This window comes from Clostridioides sp. ZZV14-6387, assembly GCF_020657835.1.
In the GTDB taxonomy this organism is placed as follows: Bacteria; Bacillota; Clostridia; order Peptostreptococcales; family Peptostreptococcaceae; genus Clostridioides; species Clostridioides difficile_A.
This window is the reverse complement of sequence record NZ_JAGWCW010000014.1, coordinates 85,185-105,583: the sequence shown is the minus strand read 5'-3', so window position 1 is coordinate 105,583 and position 20,399 is coordinate 85,185. Positions and strand designations below refer to the sequence as shown.

20 protein-coding genes and 1 pseudogene are annotated in these 20,399 nt (G+C 29.1%); all 21 read right to left on the bottom strand.

What is annotated here, in order from left to right:
• Nucleotides 1-306: 306 nt before the first annotated feature.
• Nucleotides 307-1,242, bottom strand: a complete 936-nt coding sequence (locus tag KGF38_RS10715; protein ID WP_074179195.1) for a DUF1177 domain-containing protein — start codon at nt 1,240-1,242, stop codon at nt 307-309.
• A 48-nt stretch (nt 1,243-1,290) separates the two neighbouring features.
• Nucleotides 1,291-2,430 carry a M20 family metallopeptidase gene (locus KGF38_RS10710; protein ID WP_054269419.1) on the bottom strand — a complete coding sequence of 380 codons (1,140 nt, stop codon included), beginning with the start codon at nt 2,428-2,430 and terminating at the stop codon, nt 1,291-1,293.
• Between the two features lie 14 nt (nt 2,431-2,444).
• Nucleotides 2,445-2,909 (bottom strand): hypothetical protein, encoded by a 465-nt coding sequence (locus KGF38_RS10705; RefSeq protein ID WP_054269418.1) that lies wholly within the window; start codon nt 2,907-2,909, stop codon nt 2,445-2,447.
• A 14-nt stretch (nt 2,910-2,923) separates the two neighbouring features.
• Nucleotides 2,924-3,763, bottom strand: a complete 840-nt coding sequence (locus tag KGF38_RS10700; RefSeq protein WP_021383560.1) for a DUF3100 domain-containing protein — start codon at nt 3,761-3,763, stop codon at nt 2,924-2,926.
• Between the two features lie 375 nt (nt 3,764-4,138).
• Nucleotides 4,139-5,155, bottom strand: coding sequence for a LacI family DNA-binding transcriptional regulator (locus tag KGF38_RS10695; protein WP_054269416.1), 1,017 nt, complete (start codon nt 5,153-5,155; stop codon nt 4,139-4,141).
• A 181-nt stretch (nt 5,156-5,336) separates the two neighbouring features.
• Nucleotides 5,337-5,699 (bottom strand): stage V sporulation protein AE, encoded by a 363-nt coding sequence (gene spoVAE / locus KGF38_RS10690; RefSeq protein WP_003418423.1) that lies wholly within the window; start codon nt 5,697-5,699, stop codon nt 5,337-5,339.
• 12 nt (nt 5,700-5,711) lie between these two features.
• On the bottom strand, nt 5,712-6,725 hold the full coding sequence (gene spoVAD / locus KGF38_RS10685) for a stage V sporulation protein AD (protein WP_054269415.1): 1,014 nt from the start codon (nt 6,723-6,725) through the stop codon (nt 5,712-5,714).
• Nucleotides 6,726-6,880: 155 nt separating this feature from the next.
• A complete protein-coding gene (spoVAC, locus tag KGF38_RS10680; RefSeq protein WP_003418420.1) occupies nt 6,881-7,318 on the bottom strand; it encodes a stage V sporulation protein AC in 438 nt (145 codons plus the stop codon).
• A gap of 272 nt (nt 7,319-7,590) precedes the next feature.
• Nucleotides 7,591-8,355: an RNA polymerase sporulation sigma factor SigF gene (gene sigF, locus KGF38_RS10675; RefSeq protein ID WP_054269414.1), complete on the bottom strand. Its 765-nt coding sequence runs from the start codon at nt 8,353-8,355 to the stop codon at nt 7,591-7,593.
• Nucleotides 8,356-8,377: 22 nt separating this feature from the next.
• Nucleotides 8,378-8,806: an anti-sigma F factor gene (gene spoIIAB / locus KGF38_RS10670; protein WP_054269413.1), complete on the bottom strand. Its 429-nt coding sequence runs from the start codon at nt 8,804-8,806 to the stop codon at nt 8,378-8,380.
• Nucleotides 8,807-8,819: 13 nt separating this feature from the next.
• Complete coding sequence (gene spoIIAA / locus KGF38_RS10665; RefSeq protein WP_054269412.1) at nt 8,820-9,155, bottom strand: anti-sigma F factor antagonist; 336 nt, start codon at nt 9,153-9,155, stop codon at nt 8,820-8,822.
• A gap of 86 nt (nt 9,156-9,241) precedes the next feature.
• Nucleotides 9,242-11,329 carry a molybdopterin-dependent oxidoreductase gene (locus KGF38_RS10660; protein ID WP_074179194.1) on the bottom strand — a complete coding sequence of 696 codons (2,088 nt, stop codon included), beginning with the start codon at nt 11,327-11,329 and terminating at the stop codon, nt 9,242-9,244.
• 266 nt (nt 11,330-11,595) lie between these two features.
• A complete protein-coding gene (srlD, locus tag KGF38_RS10655) occupies nt 11,596-12,369 on the bottom strand; it encodes a sorbitol-6-phosphate dehydrogenase (RefSeq protein WP_074179193.1) in 774 nt (257 codons plus the stop codon).
• A gap of 100 nt (nt 12,370-12,469) precedes the next feature.
• Nucleotides 12,470-12,835, bottom strand: a complete 366-nt coding sequence (locus tag KGF38_RS10650; protein WP_054269410.1) for a PTS glucitol/sorbitol transporter subunit IIA — start codon at nt 12,833-12,835, stop codon at nt 12,470-12,472.
• A gap of 40 nt (nt 12,836-12,875) precedes the next feature.
• On the bottom strand, nt 12,876-13,295 hold the full coding sequence (locus KGF38_RS20590; RefSeq protein WP_407813854.1) for a PTS sorbitol transporter subunit IIB: 420 nt from the start codon (nt 13,293-13,295) through the stop codon (nt 12,876-12,878).
• A gap of 39 nt (nt 13,296-13,334) precedes the next feature.
• Nucleotides 13,335-13,835 (bottom strand): annotated as a pseudogene (locus tag KGF38_RS20585) (PTS sorbitol transporter subunit IIB); the annotation flags it as partial.
• A gap of 257 nt (nt 13,836-14,092) precedes the next feature.
• A complete protein-coding gene (locus tag KGF38_RS10640; RefSeq protein WP_054269409.1) occupies nt 14,093-14,653 on the bottom strand; it encodes a PTS glucitol/sorbitol transporter subunit IIC in 561 nt (186 codons plus the stop codon).
• Nucleotides 14,654-14,681: 28 nt separating this feature from the next.
• The gene (locus tag KGF38_RS10635; RefSeq protein ID WP_054269408.1) at nt 14,682-15,116 is read right to left on the bottom strand and encodes a transcriptional regulator GutM; all 435 of its coding nucleotides are present in this window, start codon (nt 15,114-15,116) and stop codon (nt 14,682-14,684) included.
• 4 nt (nt 15,117-15,120) lie between these two features.
• Nucleotides 15,121-17,106: a BglG family transcription antiterminator gene (locus tag KGF38_RS10630; protein ID WP_074179191.1), complete on the bottom strand. Its 1,986-nt coding sequence runs from the start codon at nt 17,104-17,106 to the stop codon at nt 15,121-15,123.
• 401 nt (nt 17,107-17,507) lie between these two features.
• Nucleotides 17,508-19,130, bottom strand: coding sequence for a DEAD/DEAH box helicase (locus tag KGF38_RS10625; protein WP_074179190.1), 1,623 nt, complete (start codon nt 19,128-19,130; stop codon nt 17,508-17,510).
• Between the two features lie 90 nt (nt 19,131-19,220).
• Entirely contained in the window at nt 19,221-20,213 is a 993-nt protein-coding gene (locus KGF38_RS10620) for a calcium/sodium antiporter (RefSeq protein WP_054269405.1), read from the bottom strand.
• Between the last annotated feature and the right edge of the window lie 186 nt (nt 20,214-20,399).

Here is a 20,399-nt window from a genome sequence, read left to right as displayed (position 1 = left end):
AATAATGGTGGTGGCTCTACTACTCCTGATAATGGTGGAAATAATAATGGTGGTGGCTCTACTACTCCTGATAATGGCGGGAATAATAATGGTGGTGGCTCTACCAATACACCTGATGGTGGTGGTACCCCTGCAACTTAAGTTAACAAAAACTAAGATTTAAATAAAAATATAAGGAGTGTCTCATAGATAATTTTTTAAATTATCTATAAGACACTCCTTTTTTATGATTACATCATATAATTTATTCCTAGTTGTTAAAATATTCCATACAGTTTTATCACAAATTTATAGACCTGATTTTAATTACTGTATACCAAATGTCTGAAATCTATTTAATTTACCGTATCTTTTAATAAGCATTTCCCATTCTTCTTTATCATAGAAATCACACTTATTTCTACCAAATAGCTTAGCAACTTCTATTGCAAATCTGCCTGCTGAATCTAAATCACTAAAATTAGTTGCACCTGTAGCACATCCAGCAACAGGCACCTCTGTAGTAATCGCTACTCCTACTACGGGTGCGTCTATAGCTACAGCTGGTTGTAAAATACTATTTAAATGATATAGATTGTTTCCATATGGTGTTATATCTTGAATTGATAGTGGAAATACAAATGGAGCTTTCCCAGTCACAGTCTGCATGATATCCAAAAGATTGTCACTAGTTTTTAATATGTAACCTTCTTTAACAGTTGGTGATATTGCAAATCCTCTATTATTGATTATTCTATTTCCTTTAGTAGTATCTATTGAAAGTATTGCATCGCAACTATTATCAACTTCATTTTCATTCATAGTCATCATATCTATTGGTGAATCCATAAAAGGTGTAGGATGATGTTCTCTAGTTGGTGCATCTGGGCAAATATGAGTTGAGATTATAATATCTCCATCTAACATATCTCCCTTTCGTTGCATATCCAAAAGTCTTGCAGCAACTGCAATCGCTACTAATGCTCCATCACCATCTGATACAAAGCCTGTTACCTCTGGCCTTGCTCCAATCCCACCTAATCTACCTAAAATTCCAAGAGTAGGTGCATCTCCACCATTTGATTTGCCATTCTTACCAGGTATTGTAAGTTTGACTAAATCTGTTGAACCTTTACTTGAAGACAATTCTTTGACTGTTACATCTACTTCACCATAAGATTGTAGATAAGACTTAACTTCTTCTCCATTAGCGGTTGCTTTATCTAAAATGTCATAAACCTCTATTACTTGTTTTAATATCATGTCTAATCTAATTTCCTTTCTTATATATATTTTAAAATTATATATTATTTACTTATATAAAACATCTACTCCACACATTGCTAACACCTTAATTGCTTTTATAAGTGCTACTCTGCCTTCCTCACCACCAGCTGCAACAGCAAATTCATCTGTATGAGTTGCAGTATCTTCCTTTAATTTAATATATGCTTGTATTGCAGGTATCTCATGAGTTAAATTTCCAGTATCAGTTGAACCAATACCTTGACTTAAATCTCTTTCAACATAATCCTCACCTAACACTTCGAAATTACTTCTAACTATATTCACTAATTCTGAATCATTTTTAATTTCTTTGTATACTTCATCTAATTGAACTATATCTACATTAGTTCCTGTAGAAATTGCTGCTCCTTTGGCACAATTTTTAAGCATATCACAAATCTCATTTAAGTACTCTATACTTAAAGCTCTTACATTAAATATAGCTGTAGATTTTTCAGGAATTATATTATGTATGCTACCTCCATCAGTTATAATACCATGTACTCTTGCATAATCTTTAAGGTGTAATCTCATGCTATTTACACTGTTAAACAATGCGATTACTCCACTTAAAGCACTTTTTCCTTCCCAAGGATAAGCAGCAGCATGAGATGCCTTTCCACTAAAATCAAATTTTAAATTAACTTGAGCAAATGATATATCATCAGGCATTGAAGCATCACTTGGGTGTAAAATTAATGCAGCATCTACGTCTTTGAATACACCTTCTTTAATCATAGTTATTTTTCCACCCACTCTTTCTTCTGCAGGTGTTCCAAACACTTTTACAGTTCCTTCTATATTGTGTTTTTTCATTATTTCTTTTAATATGATGCCAGCACCAACAGAACTTGTACCTATAATATTATGCCCACATGCATGTCCCATCCCTGGAAGTGCATCATACTCAGCTAAAAAAGCTACTGTTTTTCCATTACCATTTGAATAAACAGCCTCAAAAGAGGTCTCTAATCCTCCTACACCTTTAGTTACATCAAATCCATTCTCTTCTAATAAATCACATAATGCTTTTTGTGACTTATGTTCTTCAAATGCCAATTCTGGATTTGCAAATAAATAATCAGATACATTTTCAAATGATGTCTTCTTTTCTTCAGATAACACTTTTATTTCTTCTTTGATTTTTAATTTTAATTCATTCATGTTTACCTACCTCCTTAAAGCATTCCATTTAATCTTAAAACTGTTTGAGATATAAAGGCAGAACCAAAGTAAGTAGATGTCATAACTATAAATGATATAACTACTAACTTCCAGCTCAAAGTCTTTAATATATCCAATTGGTTACCTACAGAAATTCCTGCAAAGGCTAACAATGGTGTTACTGTAGACATAAAATTGATTTTACCTACATTAGTTGCTATAATATCTCCCACTGGTGATATTGGAAGTGATAAAACGAATGCAACTAAAGTAGCCCATGCAAAACCTGGTAAATTAGGTTTTTTAACGAAGTTCTTAATTATAATAGCAACTATAACTAACAAAAAACCAAATACACTTCCAATTAATAAATCCTTAGCCTGAGTCTTAAGTGCTATCATTTGTCCAAAGCAAATAATAATATATATAAACAGTACTATTTTTACCTGTTCTATAATAGTCTTAAAAGTCTTTTCCATACATACACCCTCCTTTATAAGTCATTACTTGTTTTTGTTTTTCTTCCTCTGAATCTTTCAATAATTGGAGCTACTTTACTATAATAATAATTGGCTACTGGTAAAGATAAAAATAACTCTATATATATTCCAGTAACAGCTGTAATCAAACCACTAGTTGCTGAATATGCTAAAATCTGTTCTGACATCTGTGGAACCGTATTCATTAATGATGCTGTTGCAGCTCCCATCATCGAACCACTTCCCATTCCTGATGCCATTGCTAAAGCATATGGATGAAATCCTAAAAGTACACCTACTGGTGCCAAAAATGAGAATAATAATGTCCCAAATATACTACCACTTATGTAAGTTCCTAATGTTCCTATACCTTCTGGTGAATTTAACCCATACTTATCTCCAATAATTCCTAGTGCTGTGTCACGACATAATGAAAAAGTACCTCCTAATGCACTTCTCCCAAGACCTAATGCAACTCCAACAGGTAATGCAATCAACATTGTACCCATATGACCAAATTCTTGTAATAAAAGTGCTGGTCCTGCTTGAAGTAATATACCTACTTTAGGACCTGCATTGATTCCAAACATTATTCCTAATGGATATAGTGTTAAAGACAACAAATATGGAGATACATTTATTTCATTATCCCCTATAAATTTTTTTAGAGCTGGTATAACTCGTCCTAATAAATGAGGCGAAACAGCCATCCCTATAAAGATAGCCCATAGTATACTAAGTAAAGTTATATTAATACCCATAACTTTAAATGAAATAGGACCGATTAATTCCGCCAATATTGTGATTATAAAGGCTGCTATTATGGCATTTCTAATCCCTGCTTTTTCTTTCATTTCTATACCTCCTTGTAATTTTTATAATTTTCTTATAATATAATTGTTAGTGATTTTATTATATAACCTATCATTGATAATGTATAATATATATTATTCATCATTTTTATATACTTTTAGTTATGAATCAAAATAAGACATTGAAGATTCATGATATAAAACACAAATAATTTATTGAACTATATTATCTAAATAGTAAATTATTAACTAATCTAATAAAATTATTTACTGATTTTATGAAAACGTTCTAAATAAATAAAGGAGTACAATGTACTGATATACACTTACTCCTTTTAATTTCAATTCATATTATTTTTTAGATTAATTTATACAAACTATAATACTTCTAGTACATTTATGATATTTAAAAATTTACTATTTTATTCTTTTAACACTGTTTCGTATTATTAACCTTGGATATAGTTTTCTTGGAATATGTTCTGTTCCTTTTTTATTTATTATATTTACTAAACTATCTACTCCATTTTTTATAACTTGTTCTCTTGGGTCATCTATCGTTGATAAATGAGACCTAAAATATGATATTAATTCAATATTATTATATCCTATTATGGAAATATCTTCTGGTACATTTATACCATAAGTATTTTTTAATTCTTGTATTATAGAAATTGCTGGTACATCTTGTTGTACAAATATAGCTGATGCTTTTTTTATTTTATCAATATGCTTTTCTAATAGCTCAACTTGAGATTCAAAGTCCATTTTAGATTCAATAACCTCAGTCTTTAAATTTGCCTCTTCCATAGCATTCAAATATCCCTTTGTTCTATCTTCATGCATTTTTGAACTTTTATCATCTGAAGTTACTGTTATTATATCCTTATGACCATGGTCAATTAAATGCTTAGTGGCTATATAACCACCATATACATTATCATCCCAAAAGAAATTGTCTACTTCTCCTACAAAAGATGGTTTAAAATATATAAATACATGTGGAAAATTATTATCTTTTAAAAATTCATACTCTTCTTTTTTTATTGATTGAGATACAATTACTAATCCGTCTACCATTTGTCCATTAACCATTTTATATACATTACTGTCACCACTAATGTTATTATTAGGTTGTATTATAAAATCGTATTTATTAGTCTCAATAGAATTTATAGAACTGTCCATTATATCACTAAAAAACTTTCTAGTATCTTGGTGATTAAAATTATTTGAAAAGATTACCCCAATTCTGTTTGTTTCTTTTTTTGCCAGATTTCTTGCATTTACATTAAAATGGAACCCTAGTCTATTAGCCTCTTCTACTACCTTCTTTTTTGTTTTTTCAGATACATTAGGATTATTATTTAAGCACCTAGAAACGGTTGAATAACTGATACCTAGATTCCTTGCAATATCTTTAATAGTTACCATCTTTATCCCCTACTTCACTTCATTTTATTTTGATAATATAATACTACACTATGTTGTAAATAATTGTCAACTTCAATTATGTAAACGTTTCTTTATATAAAAAATAGGCAGAATCTGAAAGATATCTACCTATTTTATAAAAAGCTACTATTTTAAATTTTATTATTCTTTTAAGTAATATTTATGGCTTTGCTTTCGGTGTAAATACTACTGACATAATATATCCAAAGAATATAGCCGCTGCTATCCCACCAGCTGTAGCAGTTGTACCACCTAAGAAAATACCTAAAAAGCCATCACTTTGAATTGACTTTATTACTCCTGTAGCAAGTGAATATCCAAATCCTATTATAGGAACTGTTGCACCTGCTGCTGCAAACTTAACTAATGGTTCGTAAAGACCTAGAAAAGTTAAAACTACACCAGTTGTTACATATGTTACCATAACATATGGAGTTTGCATTTTAAAGTAATCCATCATTACTTGGGCTATTAAACATATAATTCCACCTACAATAAACACTCTTACATAGTCCATTAACATATATATCACTTCCTACTCATTTACTATTACTACTGCATGTGCAACACATGGTATTGTCTGCTTTTGTAGTGTACTTGTTGGTGACAGTAATGCTCCAGTTGATACAAGCATTACTTTATTAAATTCTTTTTTTCTCAACTTATCATATATATATCCTGCAAACACTGTAGCTGAACATCCACATCCACTTCCACCACAGTGGACATCTTGCTCTTTAAGATTAAACATCTCTATACCACAATCAGTATAACATTTTGATATGTCTAGACCTTTTTCTTTCAAAAAGTCCTCTGTTATCTGTTTTCCAAGAGTACCCAAATCTCCAGTAGCAATTATATCAAAGCTATTTGGGTCATCATTAGTATCTTCAAAATAAGAATATATTGTATCTATTGCTGCTGGAGCCATAGCTGGTCCCATATTATTACCATCATCAATACCTTCATCTATTACTTTACCAACTGTAACATATTTTATCTTAGGACCATCTCCATTAGGAGCTAATAATACACTTCCTGCTCCTGTAACCGTCCATTGTGCTGTCATTGGTTTTTGATTTCCAAGTTCTAAAGGAAATCTAAACTGTCTTTCTGCTGTACAATAATGACTTGATGTACCTGATAGTACTAAATCTGCAAAACCACCATCTATAAGCATAGAGCCTATACAAAGACCTTCTGCCATTGTAGAACAGGCTCCATATATACCTAAAAATGGAATTGCTAATTCCCTTGCTGCAAATGATGCTGGTACTATTTGATTTATTAAATCTCCACCTAACATGTAATTTACATCTGTTAGTTTTTTTCCTGCCTTTTGTATAGCTTTTTGAGATGCAGTCTCTACCATCTTACTTTCAGCTAATTCCCAAGTTTTTTCACCATATAAATCATCAGTCATAATCATATCAAAATAGTCCTTTAATGGCCCTTCACCTTCTTTAGAGCCTACTATAGTTCCAGTTGATATTATTGTTGGTTTATTTTCTAACTTTACTGTTCTTTTTCCAATTCTTTTATTTTTCATATTTTCACACCTTTTTAATTTTACATTTTAATATTTAATTTTTTAATATCAATTGAAATCTTCATAACTATTTTCTAACTAACAAGCTTCATAGTTAATTTTCAACTTTTATAGCTATTTTGCAATTAATAGAGTTTAAATTAAATAAAAACCATCTAAAACATCTTAAAAATATAATAAATAATCCCACATAAAATAGAAGAACCTATTCCATAAACTAAAACGGGTCCTGCAATTTTAAATAAGTTTGCACCTACACCTAATACATAACCTTCTCTTTTATACTCCATAGCTGGAGATACTATTGAGTTTGCAAAACCTGTTATTGGAATTATAGAACCAGCTCCAGCTCTTTTTCCGATTAAGTCGTAAACTCCTAGTCCAGTTAAAAATGCCCCTATAAATATTAGTGTTATTGATGTTGCAGAACTAGCACCTAATTTATCAAGACCTCCAACTTTCATGTATAAATCATTTATTGCTTGCCCTATCATACAAATAATTCCACCTACAATAAATGCAAGTGTATAGTTTTTTAAATATGTAGGTTTTGGGCTTATTTGGTCTACATATTTTTTATAATTTTTATCCATACTAAACACCTCTCTAAAGTATTATTTGTTAATTTTAAAAAAATAAACCTATTATTTATTTTGACAGTTTAAAGTTTTATCAAAAAATAAAAAAGATGTCTCATAAAGAAAATAATTTATTTTCTTTTATAAAGACACCTTACTTTTTAATATTTTTTATTCTAATTGAGAAATTTTTAATCATAGTTTAAAAATCTAATATCAAAAGCTATTACAGTTTATTTAAGTAATATTTTTATTATCTTTTGTTATTTTATATATCATAAGTATTCTCACGATATATATTCTTTTAATTTAGATAACACCTTTTTCTCTATCCTAGATACTTGAACCTGTGATATATTGAGCATTTCTCCTATTTCACTTTGAGTCATATCTTCAAAATATCTGAGAACTATTATTTGACGTTCTCTCTTATCTAATTTTCCAAGTATGTCTTTTAATAGTATATTATCTACTACTTTTTCTTCCTCACTTTCTCCTTTCATGCTTATTTTATCAATAAGGCATATTGGAGAACCTTCCTCTTCATGAATAACACCTTGTAAATACTCAACGTTGAAATTAGCTTCCATAGCCATTACTAAATCTTCTTTTTCTACATCAATTGCTTTAGCCAATTCTTCTATACTCGGTTCTCTACCTAACTTTTTGGTTAATGACTCACTTTCCATCTTGGCCTTTACAGCTATTTGCTTTAATGACCTTGATACTTTTATCATACCATCATCTCTTAAGTACCTCTTTATTTCACCTAAAATCATAGGTACTGCATAAGTAGAGAATTTTACATTAAATTTTGGGTCAAATTTATATATTGATTTTATTAAGCCTATAGAACCTAACTGAAATAAATCCTCTCTATCATATCCTATATTTAAAAATCTAGATACAACGCTCCTAACTAGACCTAAATTGCTTGATATTAATATTTCTTTTGCCTCTTCATCTCCATTTTGAACTTTGTCAATAAGTTCTAGAGTCTCCTCATGACTAAGAAGAGGTTTTTTTTCTTCTCTGGCAACAGTTACTTCCATAATAAAACCTCACTTTTGGACTTTATTTAGGCACATTTATTTTTTTAGACATTTCAATTCTAGTACCATTATCTTTTACAGAACTTACCTCTACATCGTCCATAAAGCTTTTCATTACTGTGAATCCCATTCCTGATCTATCAAGTTCTGGTTTTGATGTATAAAGTGGTTCCATTGCCTTCTCCACATTTTCTATTCCATACCCTTCATCTTCAACTATAATTTTTATAGTATTTCCCTCTATCTCACATCTTAAAAAAACAAATTTAGAACTATCTTCTTCATATCCATGTATTATAGCATTTGTAACAGCCTCAGAGACAGCAGTTTTTATATCCACTAATTCATCTACTGTTGGGTCTAATTTAGCTGCAAAGGATGCTACTATAACTCTTGCTAAACTTTCATTTTCAGATATTGCCGAAAATTTAACTTCCATAATATTATTCATCACATACTCCTCCCTACAAAGAACTTAGAGCTTCTTCATACGTATCATAAATGCCAATAATTTTATTTAACCCAGATAAATCAAAAATCTTCTTAACTCGTGAACTTATATTAATTACTGAAACTCGTCCCCCTTCATTAGAAATCTTTTTATATCTACCTATGATGACACCTATACCTGAAGAATCCATAAAATTAATATTTTCAAAATTAAATACAACATTTCTAACTTGATTTACACTTAATAAGTTATCTATTTCTTCCCTTATTTCATTGGCTACATGGTGGTCTAGTTCTGAGCACATAAATTCTATGTATAGATTCTTATGTTCTAAGGAATAATTTACCATCAAAATCCCTCCTTCAATAGTTTTGTAAAAATAGTAACTTTTAATCAATTCTATAATTGTATTTTTATTCCTTCAATGAAATTTAACTAGTTTTGTCGTATTATTTCTACCATACTTTCATTGTATGTTACCTGACCGCCAAAGTCTGATATGCCAGAGTCTGTCAAACTGTTTGGATTCCCATGTTTCTTCCACCAACCAACATACATTTTTACTATATAATCACCCACTCCATCGTCTATATTTATTTGTACATCTATTTTTGCTTTTTTTGAGTTTAAAGTCACAATGTCTTTATCCTTAATGCCTAATTGTTTAGCCATGCATTTATTTATATATGCTTGTGATATAGAAGTCTTATCCATAAAGTGTTGACTAAACAAAGTATCTGCATGATGATTAGTCAATAATCTAAAATAAGTATTTTCATTTTTCTCTTTTATATTTTTAGATTTATGATTCATATACACAGGTATTGGGCTTATTCCTAAGCTTTTTATTCGTTCTGAATAAAGCTCATACTTTCCAGATGGAGTCTCAAATTTCTTATCTTCCCAAGCAACAGGATTATGTATAGTGAAGTAGCTATTTTTAAGTTTTTCTATATTTAGATTTTTATCAAATTTTCTAAGTGGTTCAATTACTTTTTCTAGATATTCGCTTTTTCTAACAAATGGATAATCTTTAATCCCCATCTTTTTAGCTAACTCCATAAAGAAATAGTATTCATCCATCAATTTATATTTTGGTTTTACTGCTATTTCATTATAAGTTATATATGGATTAGTCATTGAACTATAGATTATATCTTCACTTTCTAGTGTATTTGTACAAGGTATAAACAAGTCGCATAGCGTGGCTGTATCAGTCATAAACATATCAAAACACACTTTAAATTCAATCTTTGAAAATACTTTCTCTAGCTTTACTAAATCTGGCAATTGATTCATCAGATTACTTTTGGTTATAACAGCCATCTTTATAGGAACATTAGTTTTTATTGATTTATTTGATAAGTTATTTAATTCACTTGATACAAGATTTGTTTTACTATCTTTATCATCAGACCCATTTAATGTATCTTTTAAAGATTTCTCTATAAATTCACTAATATTACTTACATAAAACTCCCTATCTTCTCCATATGACTGGCTATTATAAGGGTCAGAGTTTAGAATATTTGGATAAACCTTATTGGCATAGTTTATACCTCCACCACTAAAACCGATTTGACCTGTTATAGCTCCTAAAGCATCTATGGCTCTTATTGTATTTCCTCCATTTTTATACTTCTGAAGTCCATACCCAAGATTTATAGTTGAATATTTGTTGGTATATAAATCAACTAGTTCTCTTATATCCTTCTCTTTAACTCCACATTCATTAATTAAAAAACTTAATTCCAATGAATGCAAATATTCTTTGTACTCCTCAAAACCAATAACATATGAATTTATATATTCTTCATCATATAATTTATCTTCTACTATAACTTTTGCCATAGCTATAGCTAAAGCTCCATCTGTTCCAGGATTTACTTTTATGTACTTATCTGCTATTTGAGCTGTTTTTGTATATATGGGGTCAATTACTACTATCTGTATTCCTTTATCTTTAGCCCTTTTAATTATTTGCATAGTATGAATTGTAGTATATGCTGGATTTTTTCCCCATACAAATATGCTTTTACTATTTAACATGTCTTCTATGGCATTACTTTTAGCTTCTCCAAAATCATACTTTTGAGCATGCATTCCTGCACTCCAACATGGACCACCCTTGTGTCTACTAACTCCTCCATAAAAGTTAAAAAATATATCTCCTATGTATTTTAATACAGACCCACTTCCATATTGGTCATAATGCATAACAGACTTTGATGTGTACTTTTCTTTATAGTCTATAAGCTTTTCTGCCATTATCTCTATAGCTTCATCAAAAGAGATTTTCTTCCATACTCCATCAACTTTAAGCATTGGAGTCTCTATCCTCTCTTTATGATTTAGTCTATCTAAATGAGCCAATCCCTTTTTACATATAAATCCTTTTGTGTAAGGATGGTTTTTATCTCCTTCAATTTTTATTATGTTATTTCCTTCAATATAAACATTAAATTTGCAACAATCATGGCAATCTAGTGTACAACCATGACTTAATTTTTTTATTGTATCCATAAAGTATCCTTCTTTCCTTATTAAGAACTATCATATTTCCTGTAATTTATTAAATTTTATATACTCAAAACTACTTTATATAAAACATAAATATATTTTATCAAATTAAATTTAAAAATACTTCATAAATATAATATTATTGAAAAATTCACTTCTAAAAACTAACTGACTTCTAATTTTGCTTGAATACTATAGTTGTTAATAATAAAAATAACCTTTCAATTAATATATCTCTGATATACATAAATTGAAAGGTTATAAAAATTTTACATAACTTGTCCACCAGTAATATTTATAGATTGACCTGTACAATATTCAGCTTCCTTAGAAGCGTAAAATGTAAGCATATTTGCAACATCTATAAATCTACAACCTCTTTTTAGAGGTACTTTATCTATATAAACTTGCTTAACTTCTGATTCAGGTATCCCCAATTTTACTGCATATTGAGGAATTAAACTTTCAAACATGTCAGAATCAAGTAAATTTCCAAGCATCAACGCATTTACAGTTATCTTATGCTCTGCTAAATCTAATGCCAAACTTTGAGTAAGACCCACTCCAGCAAATTTACCTGCTGAATATCCTGAATTATGCTTGCTACCTACTCTACCTGATTTTGAATTTATCTGTATTATTCTACCTTCAATGCCTTTTGATATCATGACCTTAGATACTTCTCTTGCAAATAGAAAATACCCATTTAAATTTACATCTACAATAAATTTAAAATCTCTATATCCAAAATCAGTTATTTTTTTACTTACAGCCACTCCTGCATTGTATACCAATAAATCAATCCTATCAAAATCACTTTCAATCTTTTCAACAGTACTTATAACCTGTTCTTCATCAGTGGCATTACAGCCATATCCTATGGATTTACAATCAAACTCTTTTTCTATTTCTTCAGCTACTTTTTTTGCATTATCTTTATTTAAGTCCGCAATAGCAACATCATAACCTACTTTAGCTAGATGTTTAGATAAAAATTCACCTAAACTTCTTCCTCCTCCAACTACTAAAGCTACTTTTCTCATTTTCATTTCCCCTTTTATATCACATTAGAAGCTAACTTGATTAGTTAAATTGACTTTTATCTATAATTTACTTATAATATGATTAGATTAGTTTTAAATTTTATTTTCTAATTATTTTTAGTATAGTACCTACGCCAATAGGTGCTATTTCTTTTTTTTCAAGATATAAGGTCCCTCCAATTGCTCCATCTTTTTCACCTGTAAACTTAAATGTTATATGACCTAATTCTGAAAGATTTTGATTTACTAACTCACCAACAGAAGTAATTTTATAATCAACATTATTTATTGATAACACATCATTCGTAAGTATTTCTTTTACTAAATTATTTTCAGAATGTATATAACAGTAATTTTCTAATTCTTGAGGAGCATTATCCTTGAAAGTTACAAACATGTTATGTTCTAAAAATTCATTTGCATTATCTCCTATTTTATTTATTTGGGTACTGTATATTAATTCCATATCAACTGAACCTTTCTCTAATTATTTATAAAGTATTCTTTTATTTATATAATCCAAAGCTTGCTAACCATGCTAGTAGAACAGTTGGTGCACCTGTTAAAAATCTAGAATATAAAACTGATGGAACTCCTACTTGAACTGTATCAGGTTCAGCTTCTGCAAGACCAAGCCCTACTGGTATAAAGTCACATGCTGCTTGTGAATTTATTGCAAACAGTGCTGGCAATGCTAAACTTGGTGGAATATTTCCTTTTCCTATTTCTGTCCCAACTAATACCCCTACTATCTGAGCTATAACAGCTCCTGGTCCAAGAAATGGAGACAACAATGGAAATGAACATATTATTGATAAAACAACCAGCCCTCCAACATTTCCTATTAATGGAGTAAGCAAGTTGGCTACCCAATTTCCTACACCTGATTGATTTATTATACCTATTAGGACTGCAACGAAAGCCATAAAAGGCAATATAGTGTGTATTAATGTATCTATAGTATCTCTACCAGCTTGAAAAAGAGTACTTGTCACATTACCTAGTGCTATACCTATTTTTGCGACAATTCCTTGACTCTGTTCACTTATCTTCTTTTTAGTATCATAAGCCATATTTTTTTCCTCCTACATCCACAATTATAATTGCTCTACATTGTTTGGTTTTACCCCTGAAACATATATATCTTCTTTTATAAACATCGCTAATGGTCCACTTTTACCTGTCTTCATTATATTTATAGTTGGTATTTTCTTTTGAGGATATATACCACATCTTAATGTACCACCACAATTTATTATTACACATGCTATTTCATCATCTTTAACACCTTGCGAAAATCCATCTATTAATTCACATCCTGTAAGTTCAGCTATTCTTACTGCAGTTTCTGGTTTTGCTCCTCCAGTTACATATACTACCTTATTTTTCTTTTCTGTTGGCTCTATTATCAATGGTCCTCCCCATCCTCCAGAACCTTTTACTATTTTAACTTTATTAAATGACATACAAATTCTCCTCCTATATACACTATTTTTTATTTAAGTTATTATCTTAATCCTAATTCTATCCATTTCTTTCTTAGTTATCTTATTTTAAATCCTTTAATACTATTATTTATTTTCTTACATCTCATGTTAACTTTCTGCTATCTTATATGTAACTTTCTTATATTAATTTATTTAATTACTATTCAAAACAATCTACTTATTATATAAAACAATTTACTTTCACTTAGAATAAATTTAATTATATCTTAAAATAATTATCCAATATTTATATCTGAATTTAATGATATTCCTTGTTGCTTCTCTACAAATTTTGTCGTATAGTCAGTAACCACACCTTTAATAAAGTTTGCAATTATACCAACTAGTAAATATCTAACTGCTAAATCTGCTGTTGAAAATCCTAAAGTTGTTATACCATTTGCAATTCCTAGATATATAAATAGCTCTCCTGGATTAATGTGTGGAAATAATCCATTCATTGTATGGCATGAAAAACTTGCTGCTGCAAAATAACTAGGTTTAAATTTTTCTGGCAAAAATCTTCCAAGTGATAATGTCATTGGATTTGCAAATACGAATGTACCAAGTACTGGTAATATTAAATATCTAGTAAATATATTTGCAGAACATTTTTTTGCAAGCCTCTCGACTCTATCTGTACCTATAAAATTGATAATTGCATTCATTGTAACCAATAAAGCTACTAAAAGTGGAACTATATCTGTTACAAACCCTACAAATTGTTGACCTCCTGCCCTAAATAAATTCATAAAACTGTCTGCACCACTTGCTAATACTTGAAAAAATTGCGTCATATTAACTCCTCCTTATAAATATATATTTTTAAACTACTTCTGCATTGCATTCTTCATCAGTACTAGTACTATTTGTACTCTCACATCTATTTTTTTCAAATGTTATGTACTGTTTGACTGCATCTAGTATTGCTTTTTTTAGTAGTTTATTATACTCAGCTAAATCTGATTTTGTTATGTCCCCTAAGTCTTTTCCTACTAGCCCTTCAAACACTTTTACTCTTGCTAATACTGTAACACCTTGCATTTTCCTAGTTTCAACAATTGCACCATCCTCATCTATGAGTATTAGCACAATTGTACCTGATGATATTCTTCCTTTTTTTCTGCCTATTGCAACTCTACCTTTTCTTTTTAATTCAATATAATTTTTATTAAAATCTTTAAGTTGTAAGTATCCAAGAAAAATATTTAATAAATAAACTGCAATAAGTGATACTATAATAAAAATTACTGGGTCCATATTATTACCTCCTCTTGGTAATTATTTTATAAAATTCATCAAATGATTTTACTTTAGCAAGTGCTTCTACCATTTTTTTATCTCTTCCTATTTCAAGTACCTCTTCATAGCTTTTTATTATCAAATCTGTACTTTCTACATTCTTATCTGGAATTATCATTAATATTATTATTCTAATTTCTTTTGTATCCCAAATTACTGGATTTTCTAATATACCAAATGCCAGATAAAGATTTTCTCCTTTAGAGCTAACTGAATGGGGTAATGCTATGTAATTATCTAGTGCTGTAGAAGATTTCTGTTCCCTTTTTAATACATTTTCCTTAAACTCCAAATCAATAATTCCTTTATGTACTAGCTTTACTAACATTTCTTCTAAATTTTCCATGAATGTGTCATTATTCAGTATAAAAAACTTATCTTCCTCAACTAATTTACCTATAAAAGGAATATTCTTTTCAATATGCTTTATAGATTTAAGATTTATACTATTTTTCAATAGTATGGCATTTTCTATTTCTTTTTTTATACTTTCTTCATTAAATAAGGCATTTACTCTAAATATTGGAACATCTAAGTCTGTCTTAAAGTCTACTGTTGTAAACACTAGGTCATAGTACTTTAATAACTCCAAATTAGCCTTGGCTTCTATATCAGAAAAAGTATTTACTTCAACACTTTCTCCAAGAATTTTTCCTATTTTTATCCTGATGAGTTGTGCAGTCCCAAGACCAGTTCCACAAACAACTGCCACTCTGTTTACATTTAGAATCTTTCTTGAACTTTTTTCGAAATAACTTCCAAAATGTAATGCTATATATCCTATTTCGTGTTCACATATCTTTAAGTCAAACTTTTCTTCAATTATCATTGCAGCTATCTTTGCTACACTGTATGGAAATGTATATCTCTCCTTTATTTCTTGCAATAATGGATTTTTTACCCTTATGTTAAACCTCATTCTATTAAGTGCAAAATACAAATGATATTCTAGGTTTTCTATGAGCTTCTTATCTTCTTTAAAATCAATCCCAGATGTCTCCAATAGAAAACTAGTTACTTCATCTACAACTTCTTTTACACTATCATTTATCTTTATGCTACTAAGTGCTAACTTTGTACTAGGAGCTTTTCTGCCTATTAATGGCATTGTCAAAAATATGGTTTCTTTTTCATTTAAAACTATATTAAATATCTTTTCCAACAAAGATTTAAGTTTTAATCCTAAAATATATTCATCTGAACATCTTATGACTTCAAATCTCTTATCTATCTTTTCAAATTTATATCCATTTAGATTTCTTAAAACAGATATTATTATATATCTTTCAACATCCATTAAGACCTGCTCTGTTATATAGAGTTCTTCTTGATTAAATAACTTCTTTAATTCGTCTCTAAGACATTCAATATCACCCTTTTTAATAACTCTTATGTGATTAACGTTTTCCAGTATATCAATATAATTTTCATATAACCTATCAAGGACTAATAACCTTATATCCATTTCTTCGCCAACTAAAATCATACCTATATTTGGTTTTCTTTTTAACTCCAAGTCGTAATCTGCTAAAATCTTATCTGCCTTTTTTAAATCTTTTATTAGCGTTGTTCTTCCTATACATATCTCTTCAGCCAAATCATCTATAGTAATTGGATTGCTAGTCATAGTTAAAATATCAAGAACATAATTTACCCTTTCATCAGGTGAATTTAAATTTATAAAATTTGATGCTTTTCCTCTATTGAAATTTACAATTTCAATTAATTTACTTTCATCTTCAATTCTTATACTATATGTACCTTTTTCATTCTTAACTATTTTAGCAATACCATCTTTTAATTCTCGATTAATCTGGTTTATATAATTTCTGATAGTCCTAGTACTGACACCTAGAACACTTGAAAACTGTTCTAGAGTGTTTGTGTCTTCTTTTAACACCATTTCTAAAATTAAAAAAACCCTAGGGTCCATATAAGTCATTGACATCTTTTTCTCCCCTTTGTTATCTTACATTTTTTATTATAATCCAAACTGTATAGATAATTAATATTCTCTTTTTCAAATAAGATTTGAAAAAGAGGAACTAATATACATTTTTTCACAATACACTGGAAAAATGTATATTAACATATTAAATCGTATTCTCAAATGAAAATCATATATTAATTTTTATTTTGTTATAGATTTTAATTTTTTTTACATCTACTAAGTCAAATTATAAATTATTTTTAAAATGCTCCTCATAATAATATTATATAAAACAATAAAAGCCTTATGTTGTTAACTATTACAGACTCTACACATCTGTTTTGAAAACACATTAGGCTTTTTAAATATTCAATATATTATTTTATATATTTTCTAATTATATTTTTACATGCTATAAATTATTTTTTCTTTTTATTCGCTTTTTCTATATTAATCTTATTACCTTTTATCTTAATATCTTTCATTTTTTCAATTACTGTCTTAGCATCTTTTTTAGGTATTTCAACAAAAGTATACTTATCATATATATCTATAGTTCCTACTACTTTACCTGGTATTCCAACCTCTCCAGCTATAGCACCAACTATATCCTTAGCTTGCACTCTTTGATTTCTACCAATATTGATAAATAATCTAATCATACCATCTTTAGCTCCAGTACTACCTTTTCTATCTCCATGTTCTCCACGCTCTCTTCTAGGTTTTTCTTCTATTATTTCTTCTTTCATTTCTTCACCTAGAGATAACTTCACAAGTGCAGCAGCTATGTCAACCATTGCATAGTCTTCATCATTACAGAAGCTTTCTAACCATTGTAATTGTTTAGTTAAATGTCCTTCTTCAATAGTTTGCTTAACTTGTGCGAAGAAAGTACCTACTTTTTTCTCTTCAACATCAGTTATTGTTGGTATGTTATGTTTTATCAATTTAGATTTAGTATATCTTTCTATATCTTTCATCTTTCTCATTTCTTTTCCAAATACAAAAGTAAATGACATACCTTCTCTACCAGCACGACCAGTTCTACCAATTCTGTGAACATAATACTCTTCATCTTGTGGTAAATCATAATTGAATACACATTCAACATCATCAACATCTATACCTCTAGCTGCAACATCAGTAGCAACAAGTATATCTATTGTACCATTTCTAAACTTATCCATTACTATATCCCTTTGAGTCTGCTTTAAATCACCATGTAAAGCATCTGCAAAGTATCCTCTTGCTTGTAAATCTCCTACTAATTCATCTGCTTTTCTTTTAGTGTTACAGAAAACAACAGATAACTTAGGGTCATATACATCAACTAATCTACATAATACTTCTAATTTATTTGATGACCTAGTTTCTATATAGTATTGCTTTGTATTTGAAACTGTAAGTTCTTTTCTAACAACTTTTATATGTTCTGGGTCTTTTTGATATCTCTTAGTTAATTCCAAAATTCCTTTTGGCATAGTAGCTGAAAAGAAAGTTGTTTGTCTTTCCTCAGGAATCTTGCTTAAAATCATTTCTATATCTTCTCTAAATCCCATATCTAGCATTTCGTCTGCTTCATCTAATATAATCATTTTTACATTATCCATTTTTAATGTTTTACGATTGATATGGTCTATTGTACGTCCTGGTGTACCTATTACAACTTGTACTCCACTCTTTAGAGATTTTATTTGTCTATCTATTGGTTGACCACCATATATAGGTAATGTCTTTATTCCGTGCGAATATTTAGCTAGCTTTCTTATTTCTGTTGATACTTGTATTGCAAGCTCTCTTGTTGGACAAAGTACTACAGCTTGTAAACTTCTATTATTTGGGTCTATTGTTTCTAGTATAGGTATACTAAAAGCTGCTGTTTTCCCCGTACCAGTTTGTGCTTGTCCTATAACGTCTTTACCTGACAAAATCGCAGGTATAGACTGTGCTTGTATAGGAGATGGCTCTTCAAACCCCATTTCAGCTATAGCTTTTTTTATTCCTTCACTTATTGGTAAATCTTCAAACTTTGTTATATTCATATATTATTCCTCTCCGTTATCAATTAATCTTAACCTATCCATTATATACTTTTTTAGGATATTCTGCAATTAATATTTTTAACAGTATAGTTAAATAATATACATGAAATACAAAATTGATATGTATAGAAAATATGTAAATAACATCAATATCCCTTGTATTCTGCTAAGTCTGTTTGATTTAAGCGTTGGTACTATGACTATTAATAATAATAATATCATAAATGGTATATCCAATTGCCTATTTTGGGATAATATTGGTATGTTATTTGGTATTGCTGATACGGCTATTACTGATACTATATTCAATATGTTTGCACCTAAAATATTTCCTACTGATATTTCATGATGATTTTTTCTTATAGCAGTAATCGACGAAACTATCTCTGGCAGAGAAGTTCCAAGTGCTATTATAGTTAAACTTACTATACCTTGAGGTATATTTAAAAAACTAGCTATTCTTACTCCACTCTCTATAAGAATCTGTGAACCAATTATCATCATTATCAAACCTGTAGCAAAAAGTGCTAGTATTTTTAAAATTTCTACTACAGAAAAACCTCTAAAATTCTTACTCTTTTTAGTAGGTATATCTTTAATAGTACTATTTTTAATATTTCTATTTTTAGTAGATTTTCCAACTACACTTCTATAATTATTAACCATATAAAAGATTAATATTATTATAAGCAATAACGAATCTCCTCTTGTTATAACTCCATCTAAACCCAATAAAATTAAAACTATAACAGATACTATTAATAGTAAAGACTTAGAAAAAAACATTTTTTTATCTACATTATATGGACTTATAAAAACAACTAATCCTAATGCTAACCCTGTATTACATATTATAGAACCAACTGCATTTCCTAAACTCATTGTAGTATGACCATCAATAGAAGCAAGTAAAGACACTGTAAATTCAGGTAATGTTGTCGCAAAACTAACGATAGTTGCTCCAAGTATGATTTCTGATATGTTTGTTTTTCTACCTATCTCTACAGTACAATTTATAAAGATATCTGCGCCTTTAGTAATTAATAGGAAACCTACTAAAAATAATATCACTGTGATAAACAATATATCACCTCCCCCTATTAAATAAATATTCAATTTATGAAGATGTATGCTTTTCTTTTTTTCATAATAAAATTTATTTATTTCAAGTTTAGGATTTAAAAAATATATTATTGTTAATTAATCATTTATCTGTTTCATTTTATTTATATATGGGTATAATTTCATCACATTAATAACATATAATTT